This is a genomic window from Bacteroides sp. An269 (genome assembly GCF_002159755.1).
Classification (GTDB): domain Bacteria; phylum Bacteroidota; class Bacteroidia; order Bacteroidales; family Bacteroidaceae; genus Phocaeicola; species Phocaeicola intestinalis.
This window is the reverse complement of record NZ_NFJG01000006.1, coordinates 38,374-64,550: the sequence shown is the minus strand read 5'-3', so window position 1 is coordinate 64,550 and position 26,177 is coordinate 38,374. Positions and strand designations below refer to the sequence as shown.

General features: G+C 40.3%; 27 protein-coding genes and 1 pseudogene. 23 read left to right on the top strand and 5 right to left on the bottom strand.

What is annotated here, in order from left to right:
• Positions 1-227: 227 nt before the first annotated feature.
• A pseudogene (locus B5F71_RS02895) lies at positions 228-530 on the top strand (GNAT family N-acetyltransferase); the annotation flags it as partial.
• A gap of 666 nt (positions 531-1,196) precedes the next feature.
• Here B5F71_RS02895 and B5F71_RS02890 read toward each other — a convergent pair.
• Positions 1,197-1,652 carry a helix-turn-helix transcriptional regulator gene (locus B5F71_RS02890; RefSeq protein WP_087207581.1) on the bottom strand — a complete coding sequence of 152 codons (456 nt, stop codon included), beginning with the start codon at positions 1,650-1,652 and terminating at the stop codon, positions 1,197-1,199.
• 145 nt (positions 1,653-1,797) lie between these two features.
• On the opposite strand from B5F71_RS02890, the gene B5F71_RS02885 reads away from it, so the two are divergent.
• The 6 genes from B5F71_RS02885 to B5F71_RS02860 all read left to right on the top strand — a co-directional run bounded on the left by B5F71_RS02885 (position 1,798) and on the right by B5F71_RS02860 (position 7,765).
• Positions 1,798-1,989 (top strand): hypothetical protein, encoded by a 192-nt coding sequence (locus B5F71_RS02885; RefSeq protein WP_087207580.1) that lies wholly within the window; start codon positions 1,798-1,800, stop codon positions 1,987-1,989.
• A gap of 11 nt (positions 1,990-2,000) precedes the next feature.
• Complete coding sequence (locus tag B5F71_RS02880) at positions 2,001-2,315, top strand: hypothetical protein (protein WP_087207578.1); 315 nt, start codon at positions 2,001-2,003, stop codon at positions 2,313-2,315.
• A 75-nt stretch (positions 2,316-2,390) separates the two neighbouring features.
• Entirely contained in the window at positions 2,391-2,594 is a 204-nt protein-coding gene (locus B5F71_RS20935; RefSeq protein ID WP_022384515.1) for a hypothetical protein, read from the top strand.
• Complete coding sequence (gene dnaG / locus B5F71_RS02870; protein ID WP_087207577.1) at positions 2,591-5,890, top strand: DNA primase; 3,300 nt, start codon at positions 2,591-2,593, stop codon at positions 5,888-5,890. Before B5F71_RS20935 ends, dnaG begins: the two co-directional genes overlap by 4 nt.
• 198 nt (positions 5,891-6,088) lie before the next feature.
• Positions 6,089-6,982, top strand: a complete 894-nt coding sequence (locus B5F71_RS02865) for an Abi family protein (RefSeq protein ID WP_087207575.1) — start codon at positions 6,089-6,091, stop codon at positions 6,980-6,982.
• Positions 6,983-7,531: 549 nt separating this feature from the next.
• On the top strand, positions 7,532-7,765 hold the full coding sequence (locus tag B5F71_RS02860) for a helix-turn-helix domain-containing protein (RefSeq protein WP_087207574.1): 234 nt from the start codon (positions 7,532-7,534) through the stop codon (positions 7,763-7,765).
• Positions 7,766-7,827: 62 nt separating this feature from the next.
• On the opposite strand, the gene B5F71_RS02855 is transcribed toward B5F71_RS02860, so the two are convergent.
• From B5F71_RS02855 to B5F71_RS02840, 4 genes are all read right to left on the bottom strand, one after another.
• Complete coding sequence (locus tag B5F71_RS02855) at positions 7,828-8,196, bottom strand: hypothetical protein (RefSeq protein WP_087207572.1); 369 nt, start codon at positions 8,194-8,196, stop codon at positions 7,828-7,830.
• Between the two features lie 62 nt (positions 8,197-8,258).
• Positions 8,259-8,621: a hypothetical protein gene (locus B5F71_RS02850; protein WP_087207570.1), complete on the bottom strand. Its 363-nt coding sequence runs from the start codon at positions 8,619-8,621 to the stop codon at positions 8,259-8,261.
• A gap of 1 nt (position 8,622) precedes the next feature.
• Entirely contained in the window at positions 8,623-8,790 is a 168-nt protein-coding gene (locus B5F71_RS02845; protein ID WP_022384503.1) for a hypothetical protein, read from the bottom strand.
• 12 nt (positions 8,791-8,802) lie between these two features.
• Positions 8,803-8,997: a hypothetical protein gene (locus B5F71_RS02840; RefSeq protein WP_087207568.1), complete on the bottom strand. Its 195-nt coding sequence runs from the start codon at positions 8,995-8,997 to the stop codon at positions 8,803-8,805.
• 681 nt (positions 8,998-9,678) lie between these two features.
• Here B5F71_RS02840 and B5F71_RS02835 point away from each other — a divergent pair.
• The 16 genes from B5F71_RS02835 (at position 9,679) to B5F71_RS20930 (ending at position 26,119) form a co-directional block, all read left to right on the top strand.
• Complete coding sequence (locus B5F71_RS02835; RefSeq protein WP_087207566.1) at positions 9,679-9,894, top strand: helix-turn-helix transcriptional regulator; 216 nt, start codon at positions 9,679-9,681, stop codon at positions 9,892-9,894.
• A 9-nt stretch (positions 9,895-9,903) separates the two neighbouring features.
• Complete coding sequence (locus B5F71_RS02830; protein WP_087207564.1) at positions 9,904-10,263, top strand: TerY-C metal binding domain-containing protein; 360 nt, start codon at positions 9,904-9,906, stop codon at positions 10,261-10,263.
• Between the two features lie 27 nt (positions 10,264-10,290).
• A complete protein-coding gene (locus B5F71_RS02825; RefSeq protein ID WP_087207562.1) occupies positions 10,291-11,574 on the top strand; it encodes a serine/threonine-protein kinase in 1,284 nt (427 codons plus the stop codon).
• An 11-nt stretch (positions 11,575-11,585) separates the two neighbouring features.
• The gene (locus B5F71_RS02820) at positions 11,586-12,335 is read left to right on the top strand and encodes a VWA domain-containing protein (RefSeq protein ID WP_087207560.1); all 750 of its coding nucleotides are present in this window, start codon (positions 11,586-11,588) and stop codon (positions 12,333-12,335) included.
• Between the two features lie 19 nt (positions 12,336-12,354).
• Positions 12,355-13,713, top strand: a complete 1,359-nt coding sequence (locus B5F71_RS02815) for a PP2C family serine/threonine-protein phosphatase (RefSeq protein WP_087207558.1) — start codon at positions 12,355-12,357, stop codon at positions 13,711-13,713.
• A complete protein-coding gene (locus B5F71_RS02810) occupies positions 13,710-15,143 on the top strand; it encodes a hypothetical protein (RefSeq protein WP_087207557.1) in 1,434 nt (477 codons plus the stop codon). The genes B5F71_RS02815 and B5F71_RS02810 overlap by 4 nt, the downstream gene beginning before the upstream one ends.
• Positions 15,140-16,045 carry a peptidoglycan-binding protein gene (locus B5F71_RS02805; RefSeq protein ID WP_087207555.1) on the top strand — a complete coding sequence of 302 codons (906 nt, stop codon included), beginning with the start codon at positions 15,140-15,142 and terminating at the stop codon, positions 16,043-16,045. The genes B5F71_RS02810 and B5F71_RS02805 overlap by 4 nt, the downstream gene beginning before the upstream one ends.
• A gap of 4 nt (positions 16,046-16,049) precedes the next feature.
• Positions 16,050-16,340 (top strand): His-Xaa-Ser system protein HxsD, encoded by a 291-nt coding sequence (gene hxsD / locus B5F71_RS02800; protein WP_087207554.1) that lies wholly within the window; start codon positions 16,050-16,052, stop codon positions 16,338-16,340.
• On the top strand, positions 16,330-17,730 hold the full coding sequence (hxsB, locus tag B5F71_RS02795; protein WP_087207552.1) for a His-Xaa-Ser system radical SAM maturase HxsB: 1,401 nt from the start codon (positions 16,330-16,332) through the stop codon (positions 17,728-17,730). The genes hxsD and hxsB overlap by 11 nt, the downstream gene beginning before the upstream one ends.
• Positions 17,727-18,611, top strand: a complete 885-nt coding sequence (hxsC, locus tag B5F71_RS02790) for a His-Xaa-Ser system radical SAM maturase HxsC (protein ID WP_087207551.1) — start codon at positions 17,727-17,729, stop codon at positions 18,609-18,611. Before hxsB ends, hxsC begins: the two co-directional genes overlap by 4 nt.
• Positions 18,604-19,704 carry a hypothetical protein gene (locus B5F71_RS02785; protein ID WP_087207549.1) on the top strand — a complete coding sequence of 367 codons (1,101 nt, stop codon included), beginning with the start codon at positions 18,604-18,606 and terminating at the stop codon, positions 19,702-19,704. The genes hxsC and B5F71_RS02785 overlap by 8 nt, the downstream gene beginning before the upstream one ends.
• A gap of 11 nt (positions 19,705-19,715) precedes the next feature.
• Positions 19,716-21,068, top strand: a complete 1,353-nt coding sequence (locus B5F71_RS02780; RefSeq protein WP_087207547.1) for a hypothetical protein — start codon at positions 19,716-19,718, stop codon at positions 21,066-21,068.
• A gap of 309 nt (positions 21,069-21,377) precedes the next feature.
• Positions 21,378-23,048 carry a GDSL-type esterase/lipase family protein gene (locus B5F71_RS02775; RefSeq protein WP_241148539.1) on the top strand — a complete coding sequence of 557 codons (1,671 nt, stop codon included), beginning with the start codon at positions 21,378-21,380 and terminating at the stop codon, positions 23,046-23,048.
• Positions 23,045-24,259 carry an MBOAT family O-acyltransferase gene (locus tag B5F71_RS02770; RefSeq protein WP_087207544.1) on the top strand — a complete coding sequence of 405 codons (1,215 nt, stop codon included), beginning with the start codon at positions 23,045-23,047 and terminating at the stop codon, positions 24,257-24,259. The genes B5F71_RS02775 and B5F71_RS02770 overlap by 4 nt, the downstream gene beginning before the upstream one ends.
• Complete coding sequence (locus B5F71_RS02765) at positions 24,249-25,976, top strand: carbamoyltransferase (RefSeq protein WP_241148538.1); 1,728 nt, start codon at positions 24,249-24,251, stop codon at positions 25,974-25,976. The genes B5F71_RS02770 and B5F71_RS02765 overlap by 11 nt, the downstream gene beginning before the upstream one ends.
• Positions 25,913-26,119 carry a DUF5989 family protein gene (locus B5F71_RS20930; RefSeq protein WP_343285787.1) on the top strand — a complete coding sequence of 69 codons (207 nt, stop codon included), beginning with the start codon at positions 25,913-25,915 and terminating at the stop codon, positions 26,117-26,119. The genes B5F71_RS02765 and B5F71_RS20930 overlap by 64 nt, the downstream gene beginning before the upstream one ends.
• Positions 26,120-26,177: the final 58 nt, after the last annotated feature.

The window sequence follows — 26,177 nt, the reverse complement described above, 5'->3', positions numbered from 1 at the left end:
TTTTAACTCCTTTCCATCCATTGGGATGTTTGCGGATATTCAAAAAATGAATATATACTGCATCCGCAGTTGAATATATACTGCATTCGCGGTTGAATATATACTGCATCCGCCTACGAATATATACTGCATCGGCAAACGCAGTACTACTGCATTTTCAACTCAGTCGAATTGGCTAATTGCGGACATTCATTAAATAAAATCATGCTGGTACTCAACGAGCCGCATTCATACGATACATCAAGGTCCAAGAGGTACAAAATAATTATTGCATTGAAATAAATGCGGAAGCTGCCGGAAACATCAGTTTCGACAGAGGCACAGACGTGGAACGCTTTAATGCGGAAATAGGTTATTGGATTGCCGAACCCTATTGGAATAAAGGGATTATGACGCAGGCTTTGCGTCAAGCTGTCAGCGATTATTTCAGCCAAACCGATGTCGTGCGGATTTTTGCTAAGGTCTATGCCGGCAATTTTGCCTCCATGCGGGCATTGGAAAAGGCAGGTTTCCGAAAAACAGGTATTTATGGAATGAGTCTGCAGAAATGTATATCATTACAACATTGTTAAGGATGAAGCCTAAGAATGCATCCAAATCCATGTCCGAATGTTCGCTGAAATATTCCTTGTAACACATAAGGGTATTACACGTCTTTTGAATAGACATGTTTTCCTTTTTGTCGTTAGCCTTAGTAATGTGGATGCATTTTTATCTGCTGCCCAATTACCCACTTTTGACTATAAAAAACTTTCGATATCGATACTATACGCTAAAAAGCATATCAGATTGTACATACCCCACTAACGATGATAGGCGGCAAGGTGTTTTTTCCCACACCTGCCGCCTATCTTACCAATAGTTAGCTATCTTGCTTTATCTCTCAATAGCAGCCTGCGCCTCTTTAATACTTTTCTGACTAACAATGCGTTAGAAAGTTTTCGTATGTGATTTGTATGCGTTTAAGGGCGTTTGCGTGAGGTTCTTGTCTCAAATGTATCTTAATTCTCTATTGCAGCTTGCGCCACTGTAATATAAGACTTATTATCAATGTCTTATATACGTTTTGTATGTAATTTGTATGTGCTATCAATCAAGCAATACAATTCATTCCGCAAAAGAGAAACATTGAATCGCCATAAAAATCCCGTGACGCCGCGTAGTGATTTGACGATAGGTGATTTTATCTTTTGATATTACCTCCTTTCTTTTAATAGTTCTATGATGGCGTCCTTATCCTTCAGATTGGAGTCCAGACGGATAATTTGTGCATTCAGGCTATCTATCTGCTCCTTCAATAGCTTGATAGTGCCGTTCAAGTTTTCCACCTTGGCCTGTTCAGCGGTAAGCTGGGCTGCAAGACCACTATCGCCAATGTTGTTATTGGCATCTCCCCCGTCCAATGCCACTGCCGCGAGGTATGCGGATATTTGGGGGTTGACCGGGCAGAACAAGGCGAAAAAATTAAAGTCCAACGCCTTGCAAGCCTTGACAAGCCGCTTGGTCTCCATCGTTTCCCTTTCCAGAAGGCGGTTGATATGCTGTTGGGGAATGCCAAGTCTGCGCCCAAGCTCGGACTTAGAAAGACCGAGTTCGTTGCGGCGTTGGTCAATAGCCTGCCCCACATGTACGTCTTTTATGTCTATATTCATGGGTCAAACCTTAAATTGCAATATTAAATCAACAATTATCAAACAAATATTTGGCTATATAAACCTTTTTATGTTATTTTGCCGATGATATAAATTGAATTAGCGACTACAAAGTTAAACATTAATCATTAAACAAACAAATATTATGGCAGAAAACATGGAAAAAATCCGTCCTGCGCTTGTCGCACTCGAAGTTGGCGATGAAATCACCTTCCACATCTCCAGGCTGAAAAGCGTCCGAACCCAAGCCTCAGAACTTGGTGCCATCTACAACCGTCAGTTTAAGACACGGACGGACAGGGAGAAACAGACCATTACCGTAATGCGTACCTTGTAAATCCTGGATCTATGCAGTTCCTCCAGTTTTTAGACCGTCTAATCCCTTATGACACATTTCTAAATGACCTTGCGGCAAGGATTGTCAAGTACCTGAAATCCGACAATGCCGATCCGGAATTTGTCAGCCAGAGAAAGGCTTATGAGATGTTCGGCCGCCGGAATGTCGAAAGATGGAGACGGCAAGGGAAAGTGGTGTGCTACAAGAGACCCGGCAAAGTGGAATACAGGACGGCTGACCTCCGCCTCCTGCAACGCACGGTACAGGACTATTTCGACAACACTTCTTCTGGTATAAACAGAAATAGTTTAGATACAAAGAAATAAGAAAACAATATCAGGATATGCCTGTGCTGTAACTTATGAGACCTACGGAACTGGCATACGAAAAAAATATAGCGGATGAGAGAATTAGTGCCAACATGTGACCCGGAAGGGGTTTATTCGGTCAAGCGTACTTGCGCAGAACTGGGTGTCAGTTACAAGACGCTTAGAAAATATAAGGCCAGCGGCTTGATAAAGCCGCTTAATCCCGATAATGCCAGCCGGCCAAAATATTCCGGCCAGTCCATAATTGATTGTTGGAAACTCCTGACAACACTATGATAAGCGAATCAACAATCAACAAGGTCAGGGAGCTTTCCATCGAGGATGTATTGGAGCCGTATGTCAGACTGTCAAGGAAAGGCTCGACCCTGATGGGCGTTTGTCCGTTCCATGAGGAGCGGACCGGCTCTTTTTCTGTCAGTCCGGGAAAGAACCTGTTCCACTGTTTCAGCTGCAACCGTGGCGGCGATGCCATCACATTCATAATGGAGAAAGAAAACCTTTCCTTCATGGAAGCTATTGAGTTTTTGGCCAGACGGCACAATATTCCCATTGAGTATGTGGAAGGACAGGACAAGGAGCAAGCAGCAAAGAATCAGCACAAGGAAAAGCTTCTTGCCACACTCGGTCATGTGCAAGACTTTTTTGTAGGCAGCCTGCTGATGCCTGACAGTGATGAAAGCCGCCATGCCCGTGAATATACTTACGGAAGATGGCCGGAAGAGTTCTGTTCGATCGCAGGCATCGGGTACGCACCACATGACGGAGGTGCGTTCATGGAGTTCTGCCGGGCAAAAGGACTGGACGAAGATGCACTTTTCGAGTTGGGTCTGCTCCGGCGTGGAGATGACGGCCATGTATATGCCATGTTCAGACACCGGATTATGATTCCCATACGCAACAGATGGGGGCGCATCATCGCTTATACCGCCCGTTACATCGGGAACAGCCCGAATTCACCGAAATACATCAATTCGCCAAACAGTACGGTATATGCTAAGGGTGAATGCCTGTTCGGCATAGACAGGGCGAGCCGTGAACGCAATGCGGAGTACTTCATCATCGTGGAGGGTGCGCCCGACGTGCTGCGTATGCAGTCCGTCGGCTACGACAATACCGTGGCCGCATTGGGTACAGCATGGACGGACAGCCAGTTTGAGCGACTGAAAAAGTACACGTCTTCATTATGCTTCATCCCCGATTCCGATATCTGTGAAGGAAAGCCCTTCGGGCCGGGATTTGAGGCGGTCATGGCAAACGGGACAACAGCTGTCAGGAAAGGTTTCCATGTAACCGTAAGGGAACTGCCGTTTGCCGAAATCCCCGACGGTGAAAACGGCTGGAATGTGAAATCCGGAAAGAACGACGCAGACAGTTTCATTCATTGCCGGGAGGATTACACATCACTGAAAGAAAAACTGTTTATTGTCTGGCTGGCACAGAAACGCTTCCTTGTAGCGGATTCTTTGGTGGAAGAACGGAAATGCGTGTCGGAAATTGCCGACTTGATGCGCTACGTGAAAGACCAGCTGGTGTTTAACCAGTGCATTGATGAACTGGCCAGAATTTACGGAAAAGCAAAACTGTGGCGTGATGCCGTAACGCAAGCCCGTGGAGAGGCGCGGAAAAAGCAAGATAAACTCACGCCATTGGACGAAAAGCAGCGTGAAGCGGAATTGTTACGTCAACATGGGTTGTTCATCAGGGAGAACTGTTACTATGCTACCGGGAATGACGATGAGGAACCGTCAAGGATTTCAAATTTCATCATGGAACCGCTGTTCCACATCGAGGACGAGAACAACGGTACACGCATCTTCCGCATGCGGAACACCTATAATATATGCCGTGTCATTGAGCTGAGAGAGTCCGAATTGTGTTCGCTGAACAGCTTCCAGCAAAAGGTCGGCTCGCTGGGCAACTATGTGTGGCTAGCCAAGATAGACAAACTCAACCGTGTCAAAGAATACCTGTACTCCAAAACCGACACGGCGGAACGGGTACGCAAATTGGGATGGAATGCCACGGAGGGTTTCTTTGCTTTTGGGAACGGGATATTGACAGACGGTACTTTCCGTAAAGTCGATGACCTTGGCATTGTCCGTGGCGTGAACGGAAAGGCTTTTTATATTCCAGCCTGTTCAAAGATATACATCCACAATCTGGAGATATTTCAGTTTGAGCGGCTGATGGTACATGAGAACTGGAACGGCATAAAACTATATGATTATGTAGGACGGTTGGTGGAGGTGTTCGGCGAGAACGCCACCGTCGCTTTCTGCTATCTACTCTCCACTTTGTTCCGGGATGTAGTTTTCCGCCGTACAAGACATTTTCCCATTCTTAACCTATTCGGTGAGAAAGGAACTGGAAAGACCACCCTTGCCACCTCGCTCCAGGCGTTCTTCATACACGGTGTAGATCCGCCCAACCTTAGCGTTTCAACAGTCCCTGCCATGAACGACAGGGTTTCGCAGGCGGTCAACACGCTCGTAGTGCTTGATGAATACAAGAACGACCTCGACATTCGTAAGATTGCTTATTTGAAAGGTCTTTGGGGAGGCGGTGGCCAGACAAAGAAAAATACGAACACAGACGGTATGGCCACACAGACCATTGTCAGTACAGGCGTGGTACTTTGCGGTCAGGATAAGCCTACGCAGGATATGGCACTGTACACCCGTGTCATCTTTCTCGGCTTTTCCAAAACTTCATTCAATCAGACAGAGAAAAGCCATTACGAGGATTTGGTGGCCGTGTGTAATATGGGGCTGTCGCATCTTACTGTCGAAGTGTTAAACCATAGGGAACTGTTCGAGAAAAACTTCCCGGAAATTTACTCCATCACAAAGCGCGAATTGGCGGCAAAACTGGAAAACGAAAAGATACATGACCGTATTTTCGGCAACTGGGTGATACCGTTGGCGGCGTTCCGAACATTGGAAACCGTGATAGACGTGCCTTTCAGCTATGCTGACCTGTTCGACATTTCGCTCAGGGGGCTGCGAAACCAAAATGAGTTGGCACAGGAAAGTTCGGAGGTCGCCGATTTTTGGAATATGCTGCAAGGATTCCAGACTTCAGGCAAATGCGTGGAAAAGGCGCATTACCGCATCCGGTATATGCGGAGTTTCCGACCCATATCCGCGAAAGAGGATATAGAGTTCAAGGAAGCACGTCCCATCTTGTATTTGAATATGGCTGCGGTGGCTTCGTTGTTCAACAGCCGGAATACGAATGTCACCACCAACCGTTCTAATTGGTCAACCATCCTATCCTATTTGAAGTCGCATCCTACCTATCTGGGTTTAAAGCAGGACAGGTTCACCATACTCATGCCAAACGGTATGCCCGATTATACGATAGAAATGGTTGGCAACGAACAGGTCAAAAAGGTCAAGGTCAACCGCCCAAAAGCGTTGTGCTTTGATTACCAGCAGTTGAAAGATATGTTTGGGCTTGACCTTGAAACAGAAGTAATAACAGATGCCCAAGAAACTGTAGAGGAATACGACAGTGCAGAAGATGCAAATCTTCCATCAGAAGTAGCCATGCAGAAAGAGTTTCCTTTTTAATGTGTCAAGAACCATAAAAGATAGTAGAATGAAGCTTTATACAGGTTAATAATTATCTCTACATAGGGATTGTGAAGAAATTACAGTAAAAAAGCAGTAGAGGATTTGGTAGTATCAAGTATTATTCGTATCTTTGCACTACAAGAACCCGCCAAGCCTCTTAACAATGCTTAAATCGGCGGGTCGTTTTATTTTTATATGAGATACACCAAACATTATTCGTCTCCAACCGAACTTTTGACCATTCTTCAAGACAGAGGTTTGGACTGTTCAGATATAGATGATGCCGAAAGCATATTGCGGTCGGTAGGCTATTATCGTTTGTCCGGGTATTTGTACCCTTTTCTTAAAGTACCCAAATCTGAACACAGATACAAAAGTGGAAGCACCTTAGGCAGTGCCGTAAGCCTATACGAGTTTGACAGGGAGTTTCGCCAACTTGTTTTTGACCAGATTGAGCGCATAGAGGTAGCTGTCCGAAGCACAATTACAAATATCGTATGTGCTGAGACCGGTGACGTGTTCTGGATGACCAATCCTTCACGTTTTGCCCATAGTGACAAATATAACAAGACTTTGGCGCTTATTGATAAGGAGATACAAACCAGCCGTGAAGATTTCATACTCCATTTCAAGCAGTCCTATGATGACCCGTACCCTCCTTCATGGATGATTGCCGAGATAATACCTTTGGGTACTTTGACCCGACTGTATGAGAACATCGCAAGCAACCAGATACGCAAAAAAATTGCACGGTATTTTGGCCTGACCGTTCCTGTATTCGTTTCATGGATGACCATTGTCACACTGACCCGGAATTCATGCTGCCACCATGCAAGGTTGTGGAACCGTTCACTTTCTTTGCGAGCATTGACCATGACAAGGCCGTTGCGCCCTTGGGTGGACAACAACGTGCAACAAGGACGTGTGTTCTTCACTCTTTGCATCTTGAAACACTTTGTAGACATTATCCGTCCCAATAACACATTCAAGCAGCGTCTTGTTGCCTTATTGTCAAAATATCACATGGTAGACACTTCGGCCATGGGATTTGTAAAGAACTGGCAAAGTCAACCGCTTTGGAAAGAATAAAATCATAAGACATACACTGAAAGGTCATCTTCGGATGGCCTTTTTTTATTAAGCGCATTTCAGAATATAATAAGCACACATTTAGGTGTTGACGGTGTTGACAAAGGATAAGTCACAGCGTATCAAATATTTTCTATAAGATTATTGCGTTGACAAACGTTGACAAAGGTAGTCACTTTGATGTAGCGCTTTGAGATGCATTGCCAACGGTTGACAAACACGAGAACATATATTGTTCTTTCTTTTTTTAAAGAAATAAGATAATATTCTGTATTACAAATACTTGCAATGATTTGATTTGGTAACTTTACGCACAGACTTCCTTGTCAACGCTGTCACCTCTCAAATATATGTTTTTTTCAAAACGAGAGAACATACCTCCTCATTCGGCACGTTTTCACACGACACTATTATGTCGGTAACAAGGTTCTTGTGATAAAGGAACACGTATTCCGAAAATATCCCATTAACTCTTTGATATTCCATTGTTTGACATGCAACTCTGTATGTGCTTTTGGCGTACTTTTATCGGCAAAAAATGTTTGTGCAATGGATTTACACAAGAAGTTCTCAGAGATAAGGCCGGAACAATCGTATTCAGTGAGCGAAGCGGCACGTTTCCTTGGCATACACCGATGTACCATCTATGATTACATTACCCATACGGAAAGGCCGTTGCCGTTCTTCCGGATGCAGGGCAATTTGAAAATACAGTTCCGTGGCAACGACCTGATTGCCTACAAGACCGCTGGACTACCGAAAAAAGGTCGTAAACGGAGATAGGATGAAAATTTCATAGCCTGCCACACCAATGGAGATATGGCAGGCCATGTTTGTATTTGTGTTCAACTTGTCAAGTCCCTGACCGCTTCAAGCAGCTTACTGACCATACCTTCTGCCGCTTCCATGTCGGCCAGCACATCCTTCATTCGGTAGGGTGCGCCGTTTTTGCCGTGTCCGTTGCTGTCCAGCCACAGATAGGCTTCCGCATCTGCATCAAAACCCTCGTAATACTCTTCCATGTCGTCGACCAGACTTTCAAGGCTACGTCCTTGCATAGTGGCCGAAAAGAAGAAATCCTGTCCGGCAGGAGTGAATTGGGAAAACTCAAAGATGACGATATTCTTGTCCTGATGCTTCTCTGCATCCACATGCCATCCGTTTGTCTCTGCACATTGTATGACTTCCTTTATAATCTTGTTTCTCGTTCGCATGGTTATTGATGTTTATGTCAGCCGTGGCACTCGGTTGATTGCACCATGGCTGACGGGTTATTTTAATGTTCAAATCTGGCTAAGAACTGTTGCAGACGGAAGTCCTGCAAGTTCTTTAACGGCGTAGGAGTAAAATTCTCCTGTAGCCTTACTTGTAGCTTACCCAAGCCTTGTGCCGTAAGGTCAAGCTCCACTTCCGACAATTCGTTAAGAGAGATATAGCCGTATTCGTCCTCCGCAAGTCCTACCACGATGCCAAAGAGGATAGTGTCGTTCTCTTCTCTCTCACCTTCAAGGATGAACCAGCGTACCGCTCCAAGAGCGAAGATGGCACGGCAAACCGCTTCTTTTCCCTTGCCGTCCTGGGAATAAAGGGGATAGCCTTCCAAGGCTTCCTCCAACCGGGGTGTCATCAGTCTGCTCATATCAGTCAAATTCTATTTCGTCGTCATACACTTCTATTTCCGCTCCGCTGCTGAACTGCACGATAAAGCCTTTTGCAGTCCTGCCCACAATCGTTCCGCGATGGTAGCCACGCCACGGTGTGACCAGTTCGCATTGCTGCCCGTATTCGGGAAAATCTGTTTCATACATAATTGAAAAGTTTTAGATGGTTGCTTGATAGTAAATTCTCAGTTCAGCGGAAACATTGTAGATGTAGCTGCCACAACGTACCAACAGGCAGTCCTTGCCGTAGTACAGCCGTTTCATGCCCCTGACGCTTCCGCTTTTGTGGAAGTTGGGAAAGCGGTCTATGCCTACTCTCCGGCCTTGCTTGATAGTCATTCTTCTTGTCCGCATAAATCCTTGTTTTTAAGAGTTGGTGAAATCTGATACTTTTCCCTTTTGTGAAGCTCCTTTGAGCTTCTTGGCAGGGAAGACCGTTTTACGTGCAAATAGCCACTGCGGACACAAGGGAGAATAAGGCAAGTATGAGGCCGGAGAGTGCGGACGGAATACCCCAATTTTGGAGGAACGAGAAAATTTGCGGAAGGTTTCTGTCAAGCCCTCCAGCCGAAAGCCCGTGGCGGTACTTGACATTTCTCCCGTACACAGTAGTTTTGCACGGTAAAACGTACCCGGCTAAGATGCCCAAAGAGGACTAAGAAAAACTCCATTTATAGGATAGCATCCAAGCCCAATCTGTTTTTCAAAGACCGTTGCCATTGTGAGAACCTGTGAAATGGAGCGTAGCGGAATCTTGCAGGCTCTCTCTATGGCAATGTATTGGAATACCCACTTAGCGGCAATAGCATATCAGCAGAACTTACTTGGTGCTGTAAGCATAGAGTAAGCCTGATGGGTGTTTCTGTTTAATAAAATGATATAATTTGCAGCCTAGCTGAAGATGAGGCATAAGTGCGCCCACACCTATTCATTTTTTTACCTGATTCGCCAATATCTTGAAAAATAGGCTCAAATAAATTTGAAGATTTGAAGCAAAAATCTTAAATTTGCAGGCGTATAATAGCATATTTTAAAATGGCACCACAAGAGAAGAAAAGCATAAATCGCATCAAAGCCGTTTTAGCAGAAAAATGCAAAACGAACAAATGGTTGGCTGAACAATTGCATAAAGATCAAGCAACTGTCTCGAAATGGTGCACTAATAAGGCTCAACCAGGTCTTGAAACTTTGACAGATATAGCAAAATGTTTAGATGTCGATAGTCGAGAACTGATAGTCAGCACTAAATAACGTAGGGCTATGACAACTCTCAGTGATAAGGCATTTGCAATAATGGCTGTATGCGAAGAAACCAAACGGCCATTTGGAATAACCGTGGACTACATAAGTCCAAGGAAATATAAGTTTGTGTGGGCTTTTAAAATTGACAAAGATAAAGCTCGTCGAGAAGGGTATGATGATAATAGGGTTACAGGCAGCGTAGAACTTGCTCCTGATTATCCTGGATGTCCCTATTGTGGAAGCAAACAATTCTACATTTGTAGTTGTGGGAAAATTGTATGCTATCATGGTGAAAGAGTTGCGACATGCCCTACTTGTGGTCAAAGAGGTGAATTAACAGAAGTCAGTGAAATCAATCTTAAAGGCGGTGGATATTAGTCCGTTGCATCTAATAAATAATAAGGTATGACCGAATTAAGTAAAAACTCTATCGTGTCTTTGGTTGGAGGAGGTTCTGCAACCATAATCAAAGAGCTGGGTCGAGGTGGACAGGGAATTGTCTACCTCGTAGAGGTCTGTGGTGAGAAAAAGGCGTTAAAGTGGTATCTTAATGCACCAGATGATAAATTTTATCGCAATTTAGAACGAAACATTGTGTCCGGTGCTCCGTCTGATGCGTTCCTATGGCCCGAGTTTTTGACCGAGAAGCAGCAAGGAAGTTATGGATATATAATGAAACTGCGCCCTCAAAATTATTATGAGTTTGGCAATTTCCTTCTTGCCAAGGTCTCTTTCAAATCTTTTACTGCAATGTTGTCAGCTGCCATGAAGATTTGCAATGGTTTCATGATGCTCCATCGTTTCGGGTATAGTTACCAAGACTTGAATGACGGCAATTTCTTCATTGATCCTCAGACTGGAGATGTGCTAATTTGCGACAATGACAATGTAATGCCCCAAGGTGAGAAGTCTGGTATTATGGGAAAGGCTCGCTATATGGCACCTGAAATTGTAGCAGGTGGTATTCCTGACAAATATAGCGATCGTTTTTCTTTGTCTGTTATCTTATTTATGTTGTTTTACGCTAATCATCCTTTTGAGGGAGCGAAAGTTGTGGCATGCCCTTGTATGACAGAGTCGTTCGAAAAGAAATTTTATGGAAGTGAGGCCCTTTTTATCTATAATCCTAATGACAAATCCAACCTTCCTGTTCGTGGCATTCACCAAAATGTGATAAAGAGATGGCCTGTGTTCCCGAAATTACTTCGCGACACTTTCATTGATGAATTTAGTCAGGAAAAACTCAAGAATCCTAGCCAACGTATGATTGAGCAGAATTGGGAAAAGATCATCTCTGTCATACGAGATAGCTTGGTTGTGTGCAATCATTGCAAAGAAGAGACCTTCGTTACAATCTCCAACACTAAAGATAAGTGTATGAACTGTAACAAAGAAGTAGACTTGTCGAAAAGGCTAGTAATGCTTAATCGCTCACTGCCATTGACAAATAAAACCCCTATCTATATCGACAATGACAATACCCCTGATGGGATTGTAACGGTTGATAACAACGGATTTCTGCTAATTAAAAATGTTTCAACAGAAACGTGGACTGTAGAAACGCCAAGTGGAAAGGTGAAAACTGTAGCTCCACAAGAGATTTTGCCGGTCAAAGAAGGACTGAAAATTACATTCAGAGTCCATGCAGCACCGCATAAAGCAGAAATCAAATTTATGTCCAACAATTAAAAATTAAAAATATGTCACTTTTAGATGATGTGGTCAGTGTACCACGTAGAACAATGACCCTTTTCTTCTTGATCGATACGTCCGGAAGTATGGTGGGAAATAAAATCGGTGCCGTCAACGATGCCGTTGTAAACGTGTTACCTATGCTTGATGAAATCTCTGCATCTAATCCAGATGCAGAAATCAAAGTTGCAGCTTTGGAGTTTTCGAATGGCACTAATTGGTTATACGATGAACCTAAACTTGCAGCTGACTTCAAATGGCAAGATGTTCAGGCTAGCGGCTTAACTTCTTTAGGTGCAGCTTGCATGGAACTTAACAACAAATTGTCTCGAAATGGTTTCATGCAAGCAGCAAGTGGCTCGTTTGCACCTGCTATCATTCTATTGTCGGATGGTGGACCTACGGATGATTTCCAAAGTGGTCTGGCCAAATTGAAAAGTAACAATTGGTTTAAAGCCGCAATTAAAATAGCTATTGCTATTGGTGATGATGCAGACAAAGACGTTTTAAAAGACTTCACAGGGTCTATAGAGGCTGTCTTTACTGTTCACAATATAGAGGCTTTGAAACAAGTAATTCGTATTGTTGCTGTAACATCTTCCCAAATTGGAAGCAAAAGTTCTACTGCAGGAGATACCAGCAAACAGGAACAGGTTATCAAGGATGTTACAGAGAATGTGAAAGATATTGATGGGGCTCATTCAGAGGCTGCCGCACCTGAAGTCACTGCTGCTAACAACTACGATGATTGGGACTAAATAGGTTCAACATAAGACAATGAAAGATTTGCATCACTCATGCCAAGGCGAGAGCCATATCGCAACAAATAAAGTGTGTCAAGACGCATCTTATAGCGCAACTGATACAACTATGTCCATTGCAATAGTATGTGATGGACACGGAGGTGCGCGCTATTTTAGAAGTGATGTTGGGGCTAAATTTGCAGTAGATGCCACAAAAGAATGTGTTGACGAGTTTGTGTCAGAGATAGATAAGGGCATTTTTGTTGGAAAATCTTTTACACAAAAGAAATCAGTATCTTCTGAAGCCCAATCAAATATTTTATCCAAAGACACAACTACGGATAAGGCTCTTCGCCAATTATTTTCTTCCATAATATTTAAATGGAGAGAGAAAATCGTTCGCCATGCTCTTGAGACTCCATTAACCATCGAAGAAGAATCCAGCATCGAATCAAAATTCAAAGAAGATTTTATAAAAGGAGTTGGAGTCGAAAAAACTTATGGATGCACCCTTATGTGTTTTGTCTATACAGAACAATTCTGGTTTGCATTTCATATTGGCGATGGAAAATGTATCGCATTCAATGAGGATGGATCTTGGCATGAACCTATTCCTTGGGATGAGAAGTGTTTTCTGAATAAGACGACTTCGCTATGTGATTCATCTGCCATTGATGAGTTTCGTTATTGCTACTGTGGTGATGGTACATTTCCTTTAGCTGTATTCTTGGGGTCTGACGGTATTGACGACTCTTTTGGTGAGACTAAGAACATGGTCAATTTTTATATCCAAGTTCTGAAACTTATTAATAAAGAAGGGCATGATAATGCTTTGGCTAACATTAAGGACACTTTGCCTCAATTGAGTAAAATCGGCAGTAAGGATGATATGTCTCTTTCCTGTATCTACGATGATGGTGCGTTAGCTTATAAGATAAAATATCTTATAAGCTGGCAACGTCATAATGTTGAGCAATCCCTCTTTGATGTCAATAATCGTATATTGAAACTGAAAGAAGAAATTAAGTGTCTGGTTAATAGCGATTTGAGAAATCAGAAATCGATGATTAACTATCAATATGCCCAAAAGGATTTGACGAAAGCTTTTGACTTAAAAAAGACTTTGGCTAATAAATGGAATAAATTTTCAGAAGAACTGGTGGGCGATAGTTTCAGACATTATACTGATGAAATCGGTTTTGGGGAAATGCAGTCGCCAGAAAATTTGGAAACGCATAACGTACCAGACAACTCTACTCTAACAGAAGAAGTGGATCCAATATCGTTAGATGAAACAGCTGCGGACTACTCGATGGAGAAAACGTCAGCCAATTGCTGCCCTGCAGAAGATGATAAGAATACGGAAACGTCTAATGGGAAAAGCGAAAAATGAAACTACATGAAGCAATAAAGCAGTTGGTTACACAATTTGGTGAATCTGTTGTAACTGAAGTGAGGTTGGCTAATTTATTGGCTGACCTCAATGGGTATCAAGACTACCCAGCTATGAAAACTGTTTTCAAGGAAGTTTTAAAAGCAGGTTATGGGCAGGATTTTTATTCCGCATATAAGACCAATCCTCAGAAAGCTCTTAACGAAGAGTTCAGTCTGATAAAAAAGATTGCAACAGAAACGAGATTTAAAGAGGATTTGATTAGTTATTCTCTTGACTGTATTTTGTTTGCAATTGGTGGTATAACAATAATCAACGAACCCTTTTCAAAAGGTTTTGATCCATATTCAAGCGGTCCGAGTGATGTATTAAATAATCTTTCATCACAGCTGTCAGCATTGAAAAAACAGTATATTGACATGCTGGACAGATTACCTACACTTCCTAATAACATATTAAGGGATGCCCCAGGTTATTATTCCACAAAGGCATTAAATCAATTATATGCCATTGAAGCAAAGATTGTAGCGATATTGCAAGAAACAAATGCTTTCAATGAATTCAAGTGGTGTGAACAAAAACGTAAAGAGAAACTTGAGAGCTTCAAACGGGAAAAAACGGATGCTTTAGTAAAGAGTTTGAATCCTAAAAAGGATGAATACATCCAATCCTTAAAGATTTTACTTGTAATTCCACATAATTTTTTCATCAAGAAATCTGGATATTATAATCGAGACGGAGAGCAGAAGTTGAATGCCATAGAGGAGGATATAAAGCTCATATATTATAATATGGGGAAATCCTATAACAACTGGTGTGAGAATGAGAAGGCAAAACATCTGTCTAAATATAAAGTTAACACTGGAAATATTGCGCGACAAATTTTTCTTAAAATTATTCTTCCAATTATTATAATATTCGGTTCTGGAAACGCAATCATTAGTTATATGTCATCATCCAATGATATAGATCGGTTTGAACAATCGATTGCTGATGGTGAACAATTGGTTTCGGAGGGCGATTATGCGAAAGCCTTGCAAGTATTCAGTTCTGCGAGATTAAATTATAACGCCTCTTTTAGAACATCACATTATAAGAATATTGCGGGTAAATACATAGACTCAAGCATAGATAATGCAGTCAAAAAAAGTTTAAGTCTTACATCAAATGGAAAATTAGCAGAGTCCAACGATCTGTTGAATTCACTATCTCAAGAAATCGTGTCGGAAAATCCACAAAATTTGGATAAATACAATAAGGCAAAAACTGAATTATCAAAGGCTGTTGAAAATGGCCTTAATAATATCATTGGCAACATTTCTAACAACAATGGTAAATTGGATGCGAAAGGACGTGATGTACTTAATGAATTATTAAAGATTAATCCCAATGATTATTGGTTGAATTTCATCAAAAATAAAGAGAAATGAAAAGTAAAACTAAGAATATAATTCGTAACATCTTATTAGGTGCCATTGCGTCTCTATATAATACGAATGCACAAGCATCCGATTGTTCATCAGAACCTTTATTAGAAGGACTAAGTGATAAAGATAAGCAAGATGCTGTAGGCGCTTTAAAAAACAAGATTATTAGGAATGTCCTACAAATCAAGAAAAATGGAGATACGAAGATGATTGCTGGGCATCGTTCGCATATGTCTCATAGATCTGGAGGCGGAGGAGGTGGTGGGCATTATTCCCATGCCTCACATTATTCCAGCTACGGCAGTGGTGGCAATTCTAGACATAGTAGTCATTCGTCACATAGTTCAAGTACTACATACTCCGCCCCAAGGCCTGCTCCCAAAACGTACAAAACGTACAACTTGGGTGATAGGACTCTCAAATCAGGTTTATATGGGAATGATGTGTCTAAACTGACGGCATTGCTTGTATCGAAAAACTACCTAAATAGTTCATGGATTACGATGCAAAATGGTTATCCTATATACAATAGTGCTGTGGTTTCTGCTGTAAAAAGATTTCAAAAAGATGCAGGTAAAGCACAGGATGGAGTAATGACAGCTTCTTTGGCCAGCGAATTGGAAAGTTGGGACGCTAGTAAGTCTACATTAGTCTTAGGGATTAGAAACATACAATATAACAGTAGTATAGACTTGTCTGGCAATGATGTCAATGAGTTAATTGCTCTATTGCGCAGTGCTGGTTTTCCACCAGACCCTTCAAAATTAAAATATATTGGGAATAAAGCCATATTTACCGAAGATATTGAAACGGCAGTTAAGCTGTTTCAAGCCTACAATGGGTTAACTCCCGATGGGCTAGTTGATGAGACAACAATAAACAAGTTGAAAGCAAAAGCAAGGTGATAAAATGGAAATAATAGTAGATAGACGCATTTATTCAGATGAATGCATCTCAAAGGCTGTTTATAATCTGGCGAACCATTATGTAATCAGAAGGACGCTGGAGGGAGCTTTTGAGACGCTTCACATCACTCCGCTTCATGCCGAAAATGTTGCTTCAGATATACGGAAACATATAATGGAAGTTCTTAATGATTACAAGCTGAGACAAATCATTGAGAATGAGACACATGATATAAGAACGATCTTGTATATCAAGGCGTTTGGAGATATTGATGAGAATAACGATGAATTATAAGTTACTACCTTTTACTTTCAGCAGAATATCATCCAAAGAAGTTCTGGTAAATGAACTTGGTGATATGATGGCGGTACCAAAAGGTACCGTTAATGCTATGGTGACTCATTCTATAGATACAAAGAGTGAGTTATATAAGTCATTGGTTGCCAATTTCTTTTTAACAGAAAATACTATACCTGCACTTATAGACATATATGCAGAGCGATTAGTTGAGAAGAAAAGGTTTATGGACGATGGTACCTCATTGCACATTTTCGTGCTAACTCTTCGTTGCAATCAAAACTGCATCTATTGTCAGGCTTCCAGTCAAGATGAATGCTGTCATCACAAATCCATGACATTTGAAACAATGGAGCATTCTGTTGATTTAATGTTCAAGTCTCCTTCAAATTGGCTTACAATGGAATTCCAAGGTGGCGAACCGTCTCTTGAGCCCAGGTTGCTGCGTTATGGTATTGAATTGGCTGAAGAAAAGAATAAGACGGAACATAGGAATATGAGATACGTATTATGCACTAATAGTATAAATCTTACCGACGAGGTGCTTAATATATGCAAGTCCTATAATGTATTGATATCAACGTCTTTAGATGGGCCATCATGGTTGCATAATAAAAATAGAGGTAAAGCGGATAGCTACGAAAGAGTAGTCAAAGGCATAGACAAAGCAAGATCCGTATTGGGACATGCTCAGGTAGCTGCTCTTATGACTACCTCAGAGTTGGCATTGGATTATCCTGAAGATATAGTAGACGAATATGTCAACTTGAGTTTTAGTAGCATTTTCTTAAGAGCACTTAATCCATATGGGCTTGCAAGCGAAAACTCGAATTGGGACACATACACCGCACGTTTCATCGCTTTTTACAAGCAAGCATTTGAACATATACTCTTTATTAATAAACAGGGAACTCTCTTGATTGAAGAGTTTGCAGCTATTATCTTGCGTAAAATGCTTACACCATGGTGTACTGGATTTGTTGATCTACAGTCACCTGCAGGTATTGTGAATTCTGTACTAGTTTACAATTATGACGGTTATCTATATGCATCTGACGAATCAAGAATGCTTGCAGAACAAGGTGACTTCTCATTTAGAATAGGTCCCGTAACTGAATCGTATGAGAATCTGATATACAGCAAGAAGGTACGTGAATGGTCAAATGTATGGTCTAACGAATTGCTTGCAGGTTGCTCAGACTGCGGTGTCAGAGCATATTGCGGTGCAGACCCGGTTAGAAATCATACAACACAAGATGATAAGTATGGTTATCGTCCGACATCGTTATTATGCAAGAAGAATAAGGCAATCATAGAGTATCTCATATCGCTGATAATTGAGAGAAAAGATGAAGTGATGCCCATATTCAAAACATGGTTACAATGAAGCAGAGAGAATTTGACATACAGTCTAATGACAATACATTGTTTGTAACAGAGCAATGTAATAATCATTGTATTATGTGTTGTCAGCCTCCTAAAAATGTTGATGACATAAACTTGTTGTTTGCCGAAAACCTGGCACGAATAACGTCTGCTCCTAATGAACTTCCTGTTATAGGTATTACAGGCGGTGAACCAACTTTGTTGGGGGAAAAGTTATTGGAATTAATTCGTCAAATCAGGACTAAATTGCCAGATACAGATATACACTTGCTTACAAACGGTAGAAATTTCAAGGATATCCAATATACTAGAGATTTAATAGGAGCAGGAGGAGACAAACTGTTTCTCGGAATTCCTTTGCATTCCGACTATGTTAAAGACCATGATTTTATAGCAGGTGCCCGCAATGCATACAATGAAACTATGACGGGTCTCTATAACATAGCCATGTGTGGAGGATGTATAGAATTGCGCATTGTCATGAATAAGTTAAATTATAAACGATTCTTTCCATTGGCAGAGTTTATCCACAAGAATTTGTCTTTCGTGGCATGGACGGCCTTTATGGGAATGGAAAGGACTGGGCTAGTAGACAAATATTGTGATAAGATATGGATTGAACCCAAAGACTACATCAACCAGCTATCTGATGCTGTACACTATCTGGATTCATGGCACCACGAAGTGGCAATATATAATATTCCATTATGCCTGTTGCCAAGAGATTTACATAAGTTTGCCAAGAAGAGTATTTCTGATTGGAAGAACTACTATCCTGAAATATGTAGTGACTGTGCAATAAAAGAATCTTGCTGTGGATTATTTACCACATCAAGTTCAGTGCTTAATAACATTCAACCTCTAACATGTTTATATGAGTAAGTGTAAATATTGCGGTTTAAGCGCAGGTCTATTTTCTCATGCACATAAAGAATGTGAAGAGAAACATAAGCAAGGGGTTGCAGAACTACTTGCTTATATACATTCATATTTTTGTAGTACGGATATTATTGGAAATGTGATCTTAAAGATAAATCAGCTTAGGACTGAAAATTATCTAAATCAGGAAGATATTGTCCAATGTTGTCGTCAGGGAATCCGCCACTTTACAGATTCTATCCGCTTGCCTATTACCAAGTTTCATCTGCAAAAGATAGATGAGTTTATACATAATATCGGGATATCACAAACAACATTAAATAAAGATGGCGATATTGACAAACTTGGAATACGTCTTTATCAAGGTGTGCTTATGAGTTATTTTGTGGAAAAACAACCAATGGCTAAAGTCGCAAAGAGAACACAAATCATATCAGGATTGCTGCCTATCACAAGTTCAATGAAAGAAGACGCGGGTTTGGCTGTCCTTGATAAAGCTGCAACAAAATTCCTTAATGATGGATTGATTAGTGATAACGAACAAGCAATGCTTGATGATTTCTCTAATTATTTGAATCTTCCAACAAATAATCTTCCGACAAGATACCAAGGATCAAGCATTGAAAAGATTAAGCAATCTGAAATTTTGAGACAATTACAAAATGGTATAATACCAACGGCACGGTATTGCAATCTGCCAATAATATTGTCTCAAGGAGAACAAGTTATATGGACATATGATAATGTAACAATGTATCAGGAAAAGATAACTCGTGAATGGGTTGGAAGGCATAGTGGTATGTCATTTCGTATCATGAAGGGTGTTTACTATCGTACTGGGGGATCTAAAGGACATCCCGTAGAACGTTCTTCAATGGAAAATATGGGAGTAGGAATGCTCATTCTTACAAATAAAAATATTTGTTTCCATGCGAGTTCACGCTCTGTTAAGATTCCGTACAAGAAGCTCGCCGGAATGACTCCGTATTCAGATGGTATTGAAATCCATCAGGATGGTTCCAAAGCTCAAAGACAGGTCTTCCAAGGCTTTGATAGCTGGTTCATGATGAATCTCCTTTCATGTATTAATTTGTAAAATAAAGTATTATGAAAAAGGAACTGCATATTATTGCGACATTGCCTGAGACAATCAAGCCCTGTAAGCAACACTTTTCTGTATTATACCCTAAAAATGGTAAGGGATCTGTTGAACTTACTCCATTCGGTGATTATATTCTCAACACGGATTACAATATCACGGAAGGTGCTGCAAGGAGAACGGTTGAATATAAATCTGCCTATCAAAAAGTGACTATGGATATGCTTCACGCATTTGAAAATGAGACTCGTGCTTATACATCACTCCATAGGAACATGAAGACTGTAACTGCTATGTCAGAATATCAACAAGAGTTAATGTCTTTGGCACCGCAGAAATACGTACGCTCAACTTTTATCCTACGAAAGCCGACAAAGGACGACATTGAGAATGATTTGCGAAACGAGGTTGCATCCATCAATTTTGATAAAACGAATACGTCTAATCATGTTGAGGAACGAAAGTTCATAAAGAACAATCTCAGTTCTATGATTGAAATCCGACAAAATGCATGGCAAGAAGCATACAACCTATTCGAGTTGATAGAAGATGCTAAGGCAGAGAAGGCAAATGCGCAGTTTTTTGCTGAGTATAAGACTTTGTATGACCGAAAAAAAGAGTATATAGAAGGGAATGAGTCTGTTGTGTTACAGGAGATAGATACCATATGCCAACAGATGCAGGTACCCTATAATCTCTCCTTATCATATACATATAGTAAGAAAAATTGTTTGCTGAATGTAGATGTGTTGATAGAAAATGGAATTACTATTCCTACGTCTAAAGCCTCTATATTATCTTCGGGAAAAATCTCTATAAAGAACAAGCTGGTTAAGGAAATGATAACTGATAAGACCAATAGTGCTATCAGTCTTATTTATTATCTGGCTAGCTATCTCTATAGTGCTTCACCCAATATTCAATACTTGCGAATGTCTCTATTTGATAAAGATAAGCAAAATCCATTATTATGGGTAGAGTTTGATCGCGATAAATTCTCAAAAACAAAAAGTAAGACCGTGGAAGTAATTTCCGACATATTAAGATACCCTAACGTCCTGGAAATTAAGAACAGAGGCGATGCCATAGAACTTTGCAGTATCAGTCAACAAACTTTTACTCAGAACGTTGCCCTAGCCATACAGCAAGCAAATGAGATACATCCGAAATTTCAATCTGCTGCATATACGGATATGGGAAACGGAATGATTTCTATTTCTTTTGATGATGCTCAAAAACTATCAAGCATCCCGAATATAAGTAGTGATATACGAAAGGCGGTATCAACAGCAAAAGATAAAGGTTTGGCATATGTCATTATAGATAAAAAATACGTAAAAATATTGAGTGAGTTTAATTAGCGAATGAAGAGAACATGTATCATTAGTTTGTTGGTAGCAGTAATTTGTTGGAATCCGCTACTTCTAATTCTTCTGACCAGAAGCCTTGGCATAACCTGTATTGTGTTTGTCATTGCTTTGGCCTTCGCCTATTTCGTGTCATTATGCCAAAGCCTACGACTACGCGTGTGGGCTTTTAATTTGTGTGCCATATTCAGCATCTGCTTGCATTCCGAACTATTATTCAGAGAGTTTTGCAATAACAGAATCACCCCCAATTTGTATGACTTGCATTATAACTATTATTTCAACAAACCTTTTTTGGACAAAATGTTTCGAACGAATGAGTATGTAAGTAATTATAAAACTAATTGCCAAGGGTATCGGATTGATGAGTTATCTAATCCATACGATTCTATCAAGACTTGTGATTGGTTGTTTATAGGTGATTCCTTTACCCAAGGTGCACAGGTGAATTATGCTGATTTATATTCCACACAATTGTATAGAGAATTTCCAGATAAGGTAATTTTAAATGCAGGAATCAGTGGAGCTGGATTATATGATGAGCTGAATTACTTTAAAGACAAAGGGAAACTTTTGAAGCCTAAATATGTATTCCTGCAGATAGGTGTATTTAATGACTTTTTCAATATCAAAGAAAGGAGAAGTACATATCAGGATTATCTCATAGCATATTCAGATTTGTACCGTTATTTCGCTTATAATGTGTTTTCTACCGACTCGTTACCATTGGGCCGATGGACAGAACCGTTCTTTCCATCCAGACAAGAGAATACCGACTACAACATATTGTACAAAGAGGTATCCCCGACAAAGCAAGCTGACATTACAGCTTTTAAAACTTGTATAAAGCAATGGAAGATAGAGGTTGAGAAGAATGGAGGCAAACTGTTCTTATTGTTGCTTCCTTCTAAAGAGCAAGTTTCCACCAAACTTTTGATGGAAGTTATGCATAAGTATAATATTTCATTATCGGAGCTTGATATGGATGCTCCTAATAAGTTATTCGCATCAACAGCTGAGTCTTTAAATCTCGATTATCTTGATTTGACGGAAGTATTCAGGGAATCTTCTTCTTTCCCATTCTTCTATCAAGATGAGCATCTTAATGTATGTGGTCATAATTTAATAGCCAAAGCTATGAAAGAAAAATTGCAGGGCTTTTACTCTGATATAAAGATTACGGGAACATCTAATCATCATGAACGATATCCTTCTTTGTATCAACGAGATAGTATTTTACTTTATCAAAGTATGGATTCTGATGGTGGATACATGATTACAAGTGCATCATTAAAAGATGGACAAAAAAGTGTCATCGTAAAAAGCTACGAAGAACTCATTCATCCCGTATATTCTAAGGACAGACGTTATCTTGCCTATACAGAAGGTAGTCAAGAAAGTAGTGAAACCGATGTTATATTATATGACGTAATAGTTGGTACTTCTATTAAAGCAAACCAAGACAACACTTATGGCGCAATTCCGGCGTTTAACCATCATTGTAATCTATTAGCGTTTCCGAGTTGGAATAAAAACAAACAAGATGTAGCCAATATAGTTCTGTACGATATAAGAAAAAGAGCAGTCATAAAACGGATTCACTCAGAGCAGGAATGTTGGAGGCCTATTTTCGCATTAGATGACCAATCTATTCTGTACATTCAGAAAGACAAGCACTTTATAGTCAGGCAATATGACATATCGACTAGTACCACCAGCACCATTCTGGCTATGCCATTCGACATTTGGGACATTACCTTGTCGCCATCAGGCACTTACCTTGTGTTTGCTGGGAACAAGGATGGCAATTGGGACTTGTTCTCTTTTTCATTCAAGAGTAGGAAGGTCGAGCAATTGACCAATACATTAGGAGATGAATGGGATCCAGCATTCGGACCCACTGATAATGATTTGTGGTTTGCTGGCAGATTTGGCTTCAACGACGGTGTGTTTTATAAACAAGTAGATTTATGACCGTAAAGAAATACATACTTTTTCTTATTAGCATTGCGTGTTATGTCTATATCACGCAATGGGGAATTGTTTTGTATTGTCTTTTGGGAGTACTTGCAACAATAGCCAATGGACTCATTTCTACAAGGTATGGAAAACCTTTTTCATTTATGTCTGTTATGTTATTCATCCTTGGATTCGGACTTGTAAAGGCCAATTCTGCAATTCTTCCAATTATAGGTTATTCCGTCTTTGCATTTAGTGGGATTTCATTTATTGTCGACCAATTAAAGACAAAAACTCGTTATTCAGTAATAGACATTTGGCTCTTTCTCTTTTTTTTCCCAAAAATGCTTGCAGGGCCTATTGTCAGAATTGAAAATTTCATTTCTGTCAATAATTGGAACCGTATATCTGCCACACAAATGTATAGTGGAATAAAGATTCTCATATATGCCGCCTTTTTGAAATTTATCATAGCAGACATAGTCCTAGGTGTCAGTGTGAATGGTGTCGGCATTAATTTGCTTTTACTCTCTTTAATATGGGGCATTCGCTTCTATTTTGATTTCTATGCGTATTCATTGATTGCGGTAGGACTAGGGCAAATTTTAGGTATCCGTCTGCCGTACAATTTTAATAATCCGTACGGAGCCCTATCATTCAGGGATTTTTGGCAACGTTGGAACATGACATTGACTCTTTGGTTAAAGGACTATATCTATATCCCGTTTGGGGGCAACAAAATTTCTCGTCTGAGGACTTGGTTGAATACCATCATCACTTTTGCAATAAGTGGTTTATGGCATGGTTTGTCATTTCCGTTTATCATTTGGGGATTGACTCATGGAATATTAGTTTGCATGGAGCGCACTTTTATTGGTTCTTTGGACAAATTTCGATTGATACGAAAAGTATATGGCTTAACGGTGATTTTTATCGTCATGCTACTCTGGCAATTATTCCGTTTGAGAAATGTAGAAGAGTTGCGGGAGTATTGTATTTGTTTCTCAAGAATAACATACTTTGAGCCCAACCTATTCGTATGGCTGATATTTGCCATCGCCCTTCTTTGTTGTATAGAATCTAAAATGGTAAAGAAACTTATATTTAGCATGGGGGATTCTATGGGATATGTCTATGGCGAAGTAACGTTTCTGGCAATTATGCTCATGACATTAATATTATGTCCGGGCAGTTATACTTTCAACTTTTTTTATTTTGAGTTTTGATATGATTATATTGGGCATTTCTGCATATTATCACGATTCAGCAGCAGCACTAATAGTAGACGGTAAAGTGATAGCGGCCGTATGCGAAGAAAGGTTCAGCCGAAAGAAACATGATAAGTCCTTCCCTTCTGCATCTATTAAATACTGTCTAAAGGCAGCCAATTTCAATTGGTTTGCAATAGACCATGTGGTATTTTACGAAAAACCATTTCTGAAATTTGAAAGGATTTTGACTTCTCATATCCATTATGCGCCCAAAGGTTTTAAGGCATTCTCGAAAGCTATACCCATTTGGCTCAAAGAAAGATTGAATATGTTGTCAACAATAAAAAATGAACTTAACCGTCTATGGGGCTGTCATCGTGACTGGGACATACGTTTTATGTCTCATCATTACTCTCATGCAGCTATGGCATATTACACTTCACAGTATTCTGATGCTGCTGTTCTTGTTGTTGATGCCGTTGGTGAAAGAGCCACAACCTCAATCTTCAAGGCGGAAGGAAACCGTCTGTCATGTCTAAAACAACAGGAATTTCCTCATTCCATAGGCTTGTTGTATTCTGCATTTACATATTTCCTTGGTTTTAAGGTTAATTCTGACGAGTACAAGGTAATGGGATTGGCTCCTTATGGAAGGCTTGAAGATGAGCAAACAAGGGATTTCATTGAGATTATCTATCAAAAACTCGTTGATGTTGAAAACGATGGAAGCATTATCATCCAACGGGTATACTTTAAGTTTATGTATGGACTTGAAATGATTAACATTCCCCTTTGGGAAAAGTTGTTTGGACTGAAATCAAGGAAAGGTAATGAGCCGATATCCCAAGGCCATAAGAATCTTGCAGCTGCTATTCAGAAAGTAACAGAAGATTTGTTTCTGTTATTGGCGAGGCATGCTAAAAAAATTACTCATAGCGAAAATCTCTGCCTTTCTGGAGGCTGCGCATTAAATTGTGCAGCCATGGGAAAAATTAGGAATAGTGGCTTATTTTCAAACGTATATGTTCCGTTTGCTCCAGGAGATGACGGTTGTGCAATTGGGGCAGCTTTAGCCTTTTATGGTTTACTATACAAACATACCACAATTGAACCGGTATCCCCTTATCTAGGACCATCATATACTGATGAGTATATAGAGAGGATGTTGCAGCTCAAAGGTTATAACTATAATTACATAAGTGGAGCCAATCTTTACGAATATGTAGCTACTAAAATAAGTGAGGGCAATATAGTTGGTTGGTTTCAGAATCGAATGGAGTTTGGGCCTAGGGCCTTAGGCAATCGCAGTATCTTGGCTGATGCTCGCGATGCCCACATGAAAGATATAGTCAACTCGAAAATCAAGTTCAGAGAAGAGTTTAGACCTTTTGCTCCTGTTGTACTACAAACAAAGGTTCATGAATACTTTAATTGCCCAAACTCACCATATATGATGTTTACTACACAGGTTAACGCAAATGCTAAGATGATACCTGCAGTTACCCATGTAGATAATTCAGCCCGAGTTCAGACTGTCTCAAAAAGAGAAAATGAGCGCTTGTACAATTTGCTGATAGCGTACGAGCAAATTACAGGAATTCCTGTGTTGCTGAATACGAGCTTTAATGTTATGGGAGAGCCAATTGTGTGCACTCCAGATGATGCGATATGCACTTTCTTCTCATCGGGATTAGACATTTTAGTTATCAACGACTTTATTATATCAAAATGAAATTCATAAAAGAAGTATTATTGTTCATCATTAAAGAAAGAAAATGGTGGCTTGTGCCTTTAGTTTTTGTGTTAATCATAGTATCTCTGTTAGTCGTTTTTGCAGATTCAGCAGTTGCACCCTTTATTTACTCCTTATTCTGATGAAAGCAGTATTGAATTATTTAAAAAGAATTGCTAAACAGATTAATAAGACTATCAT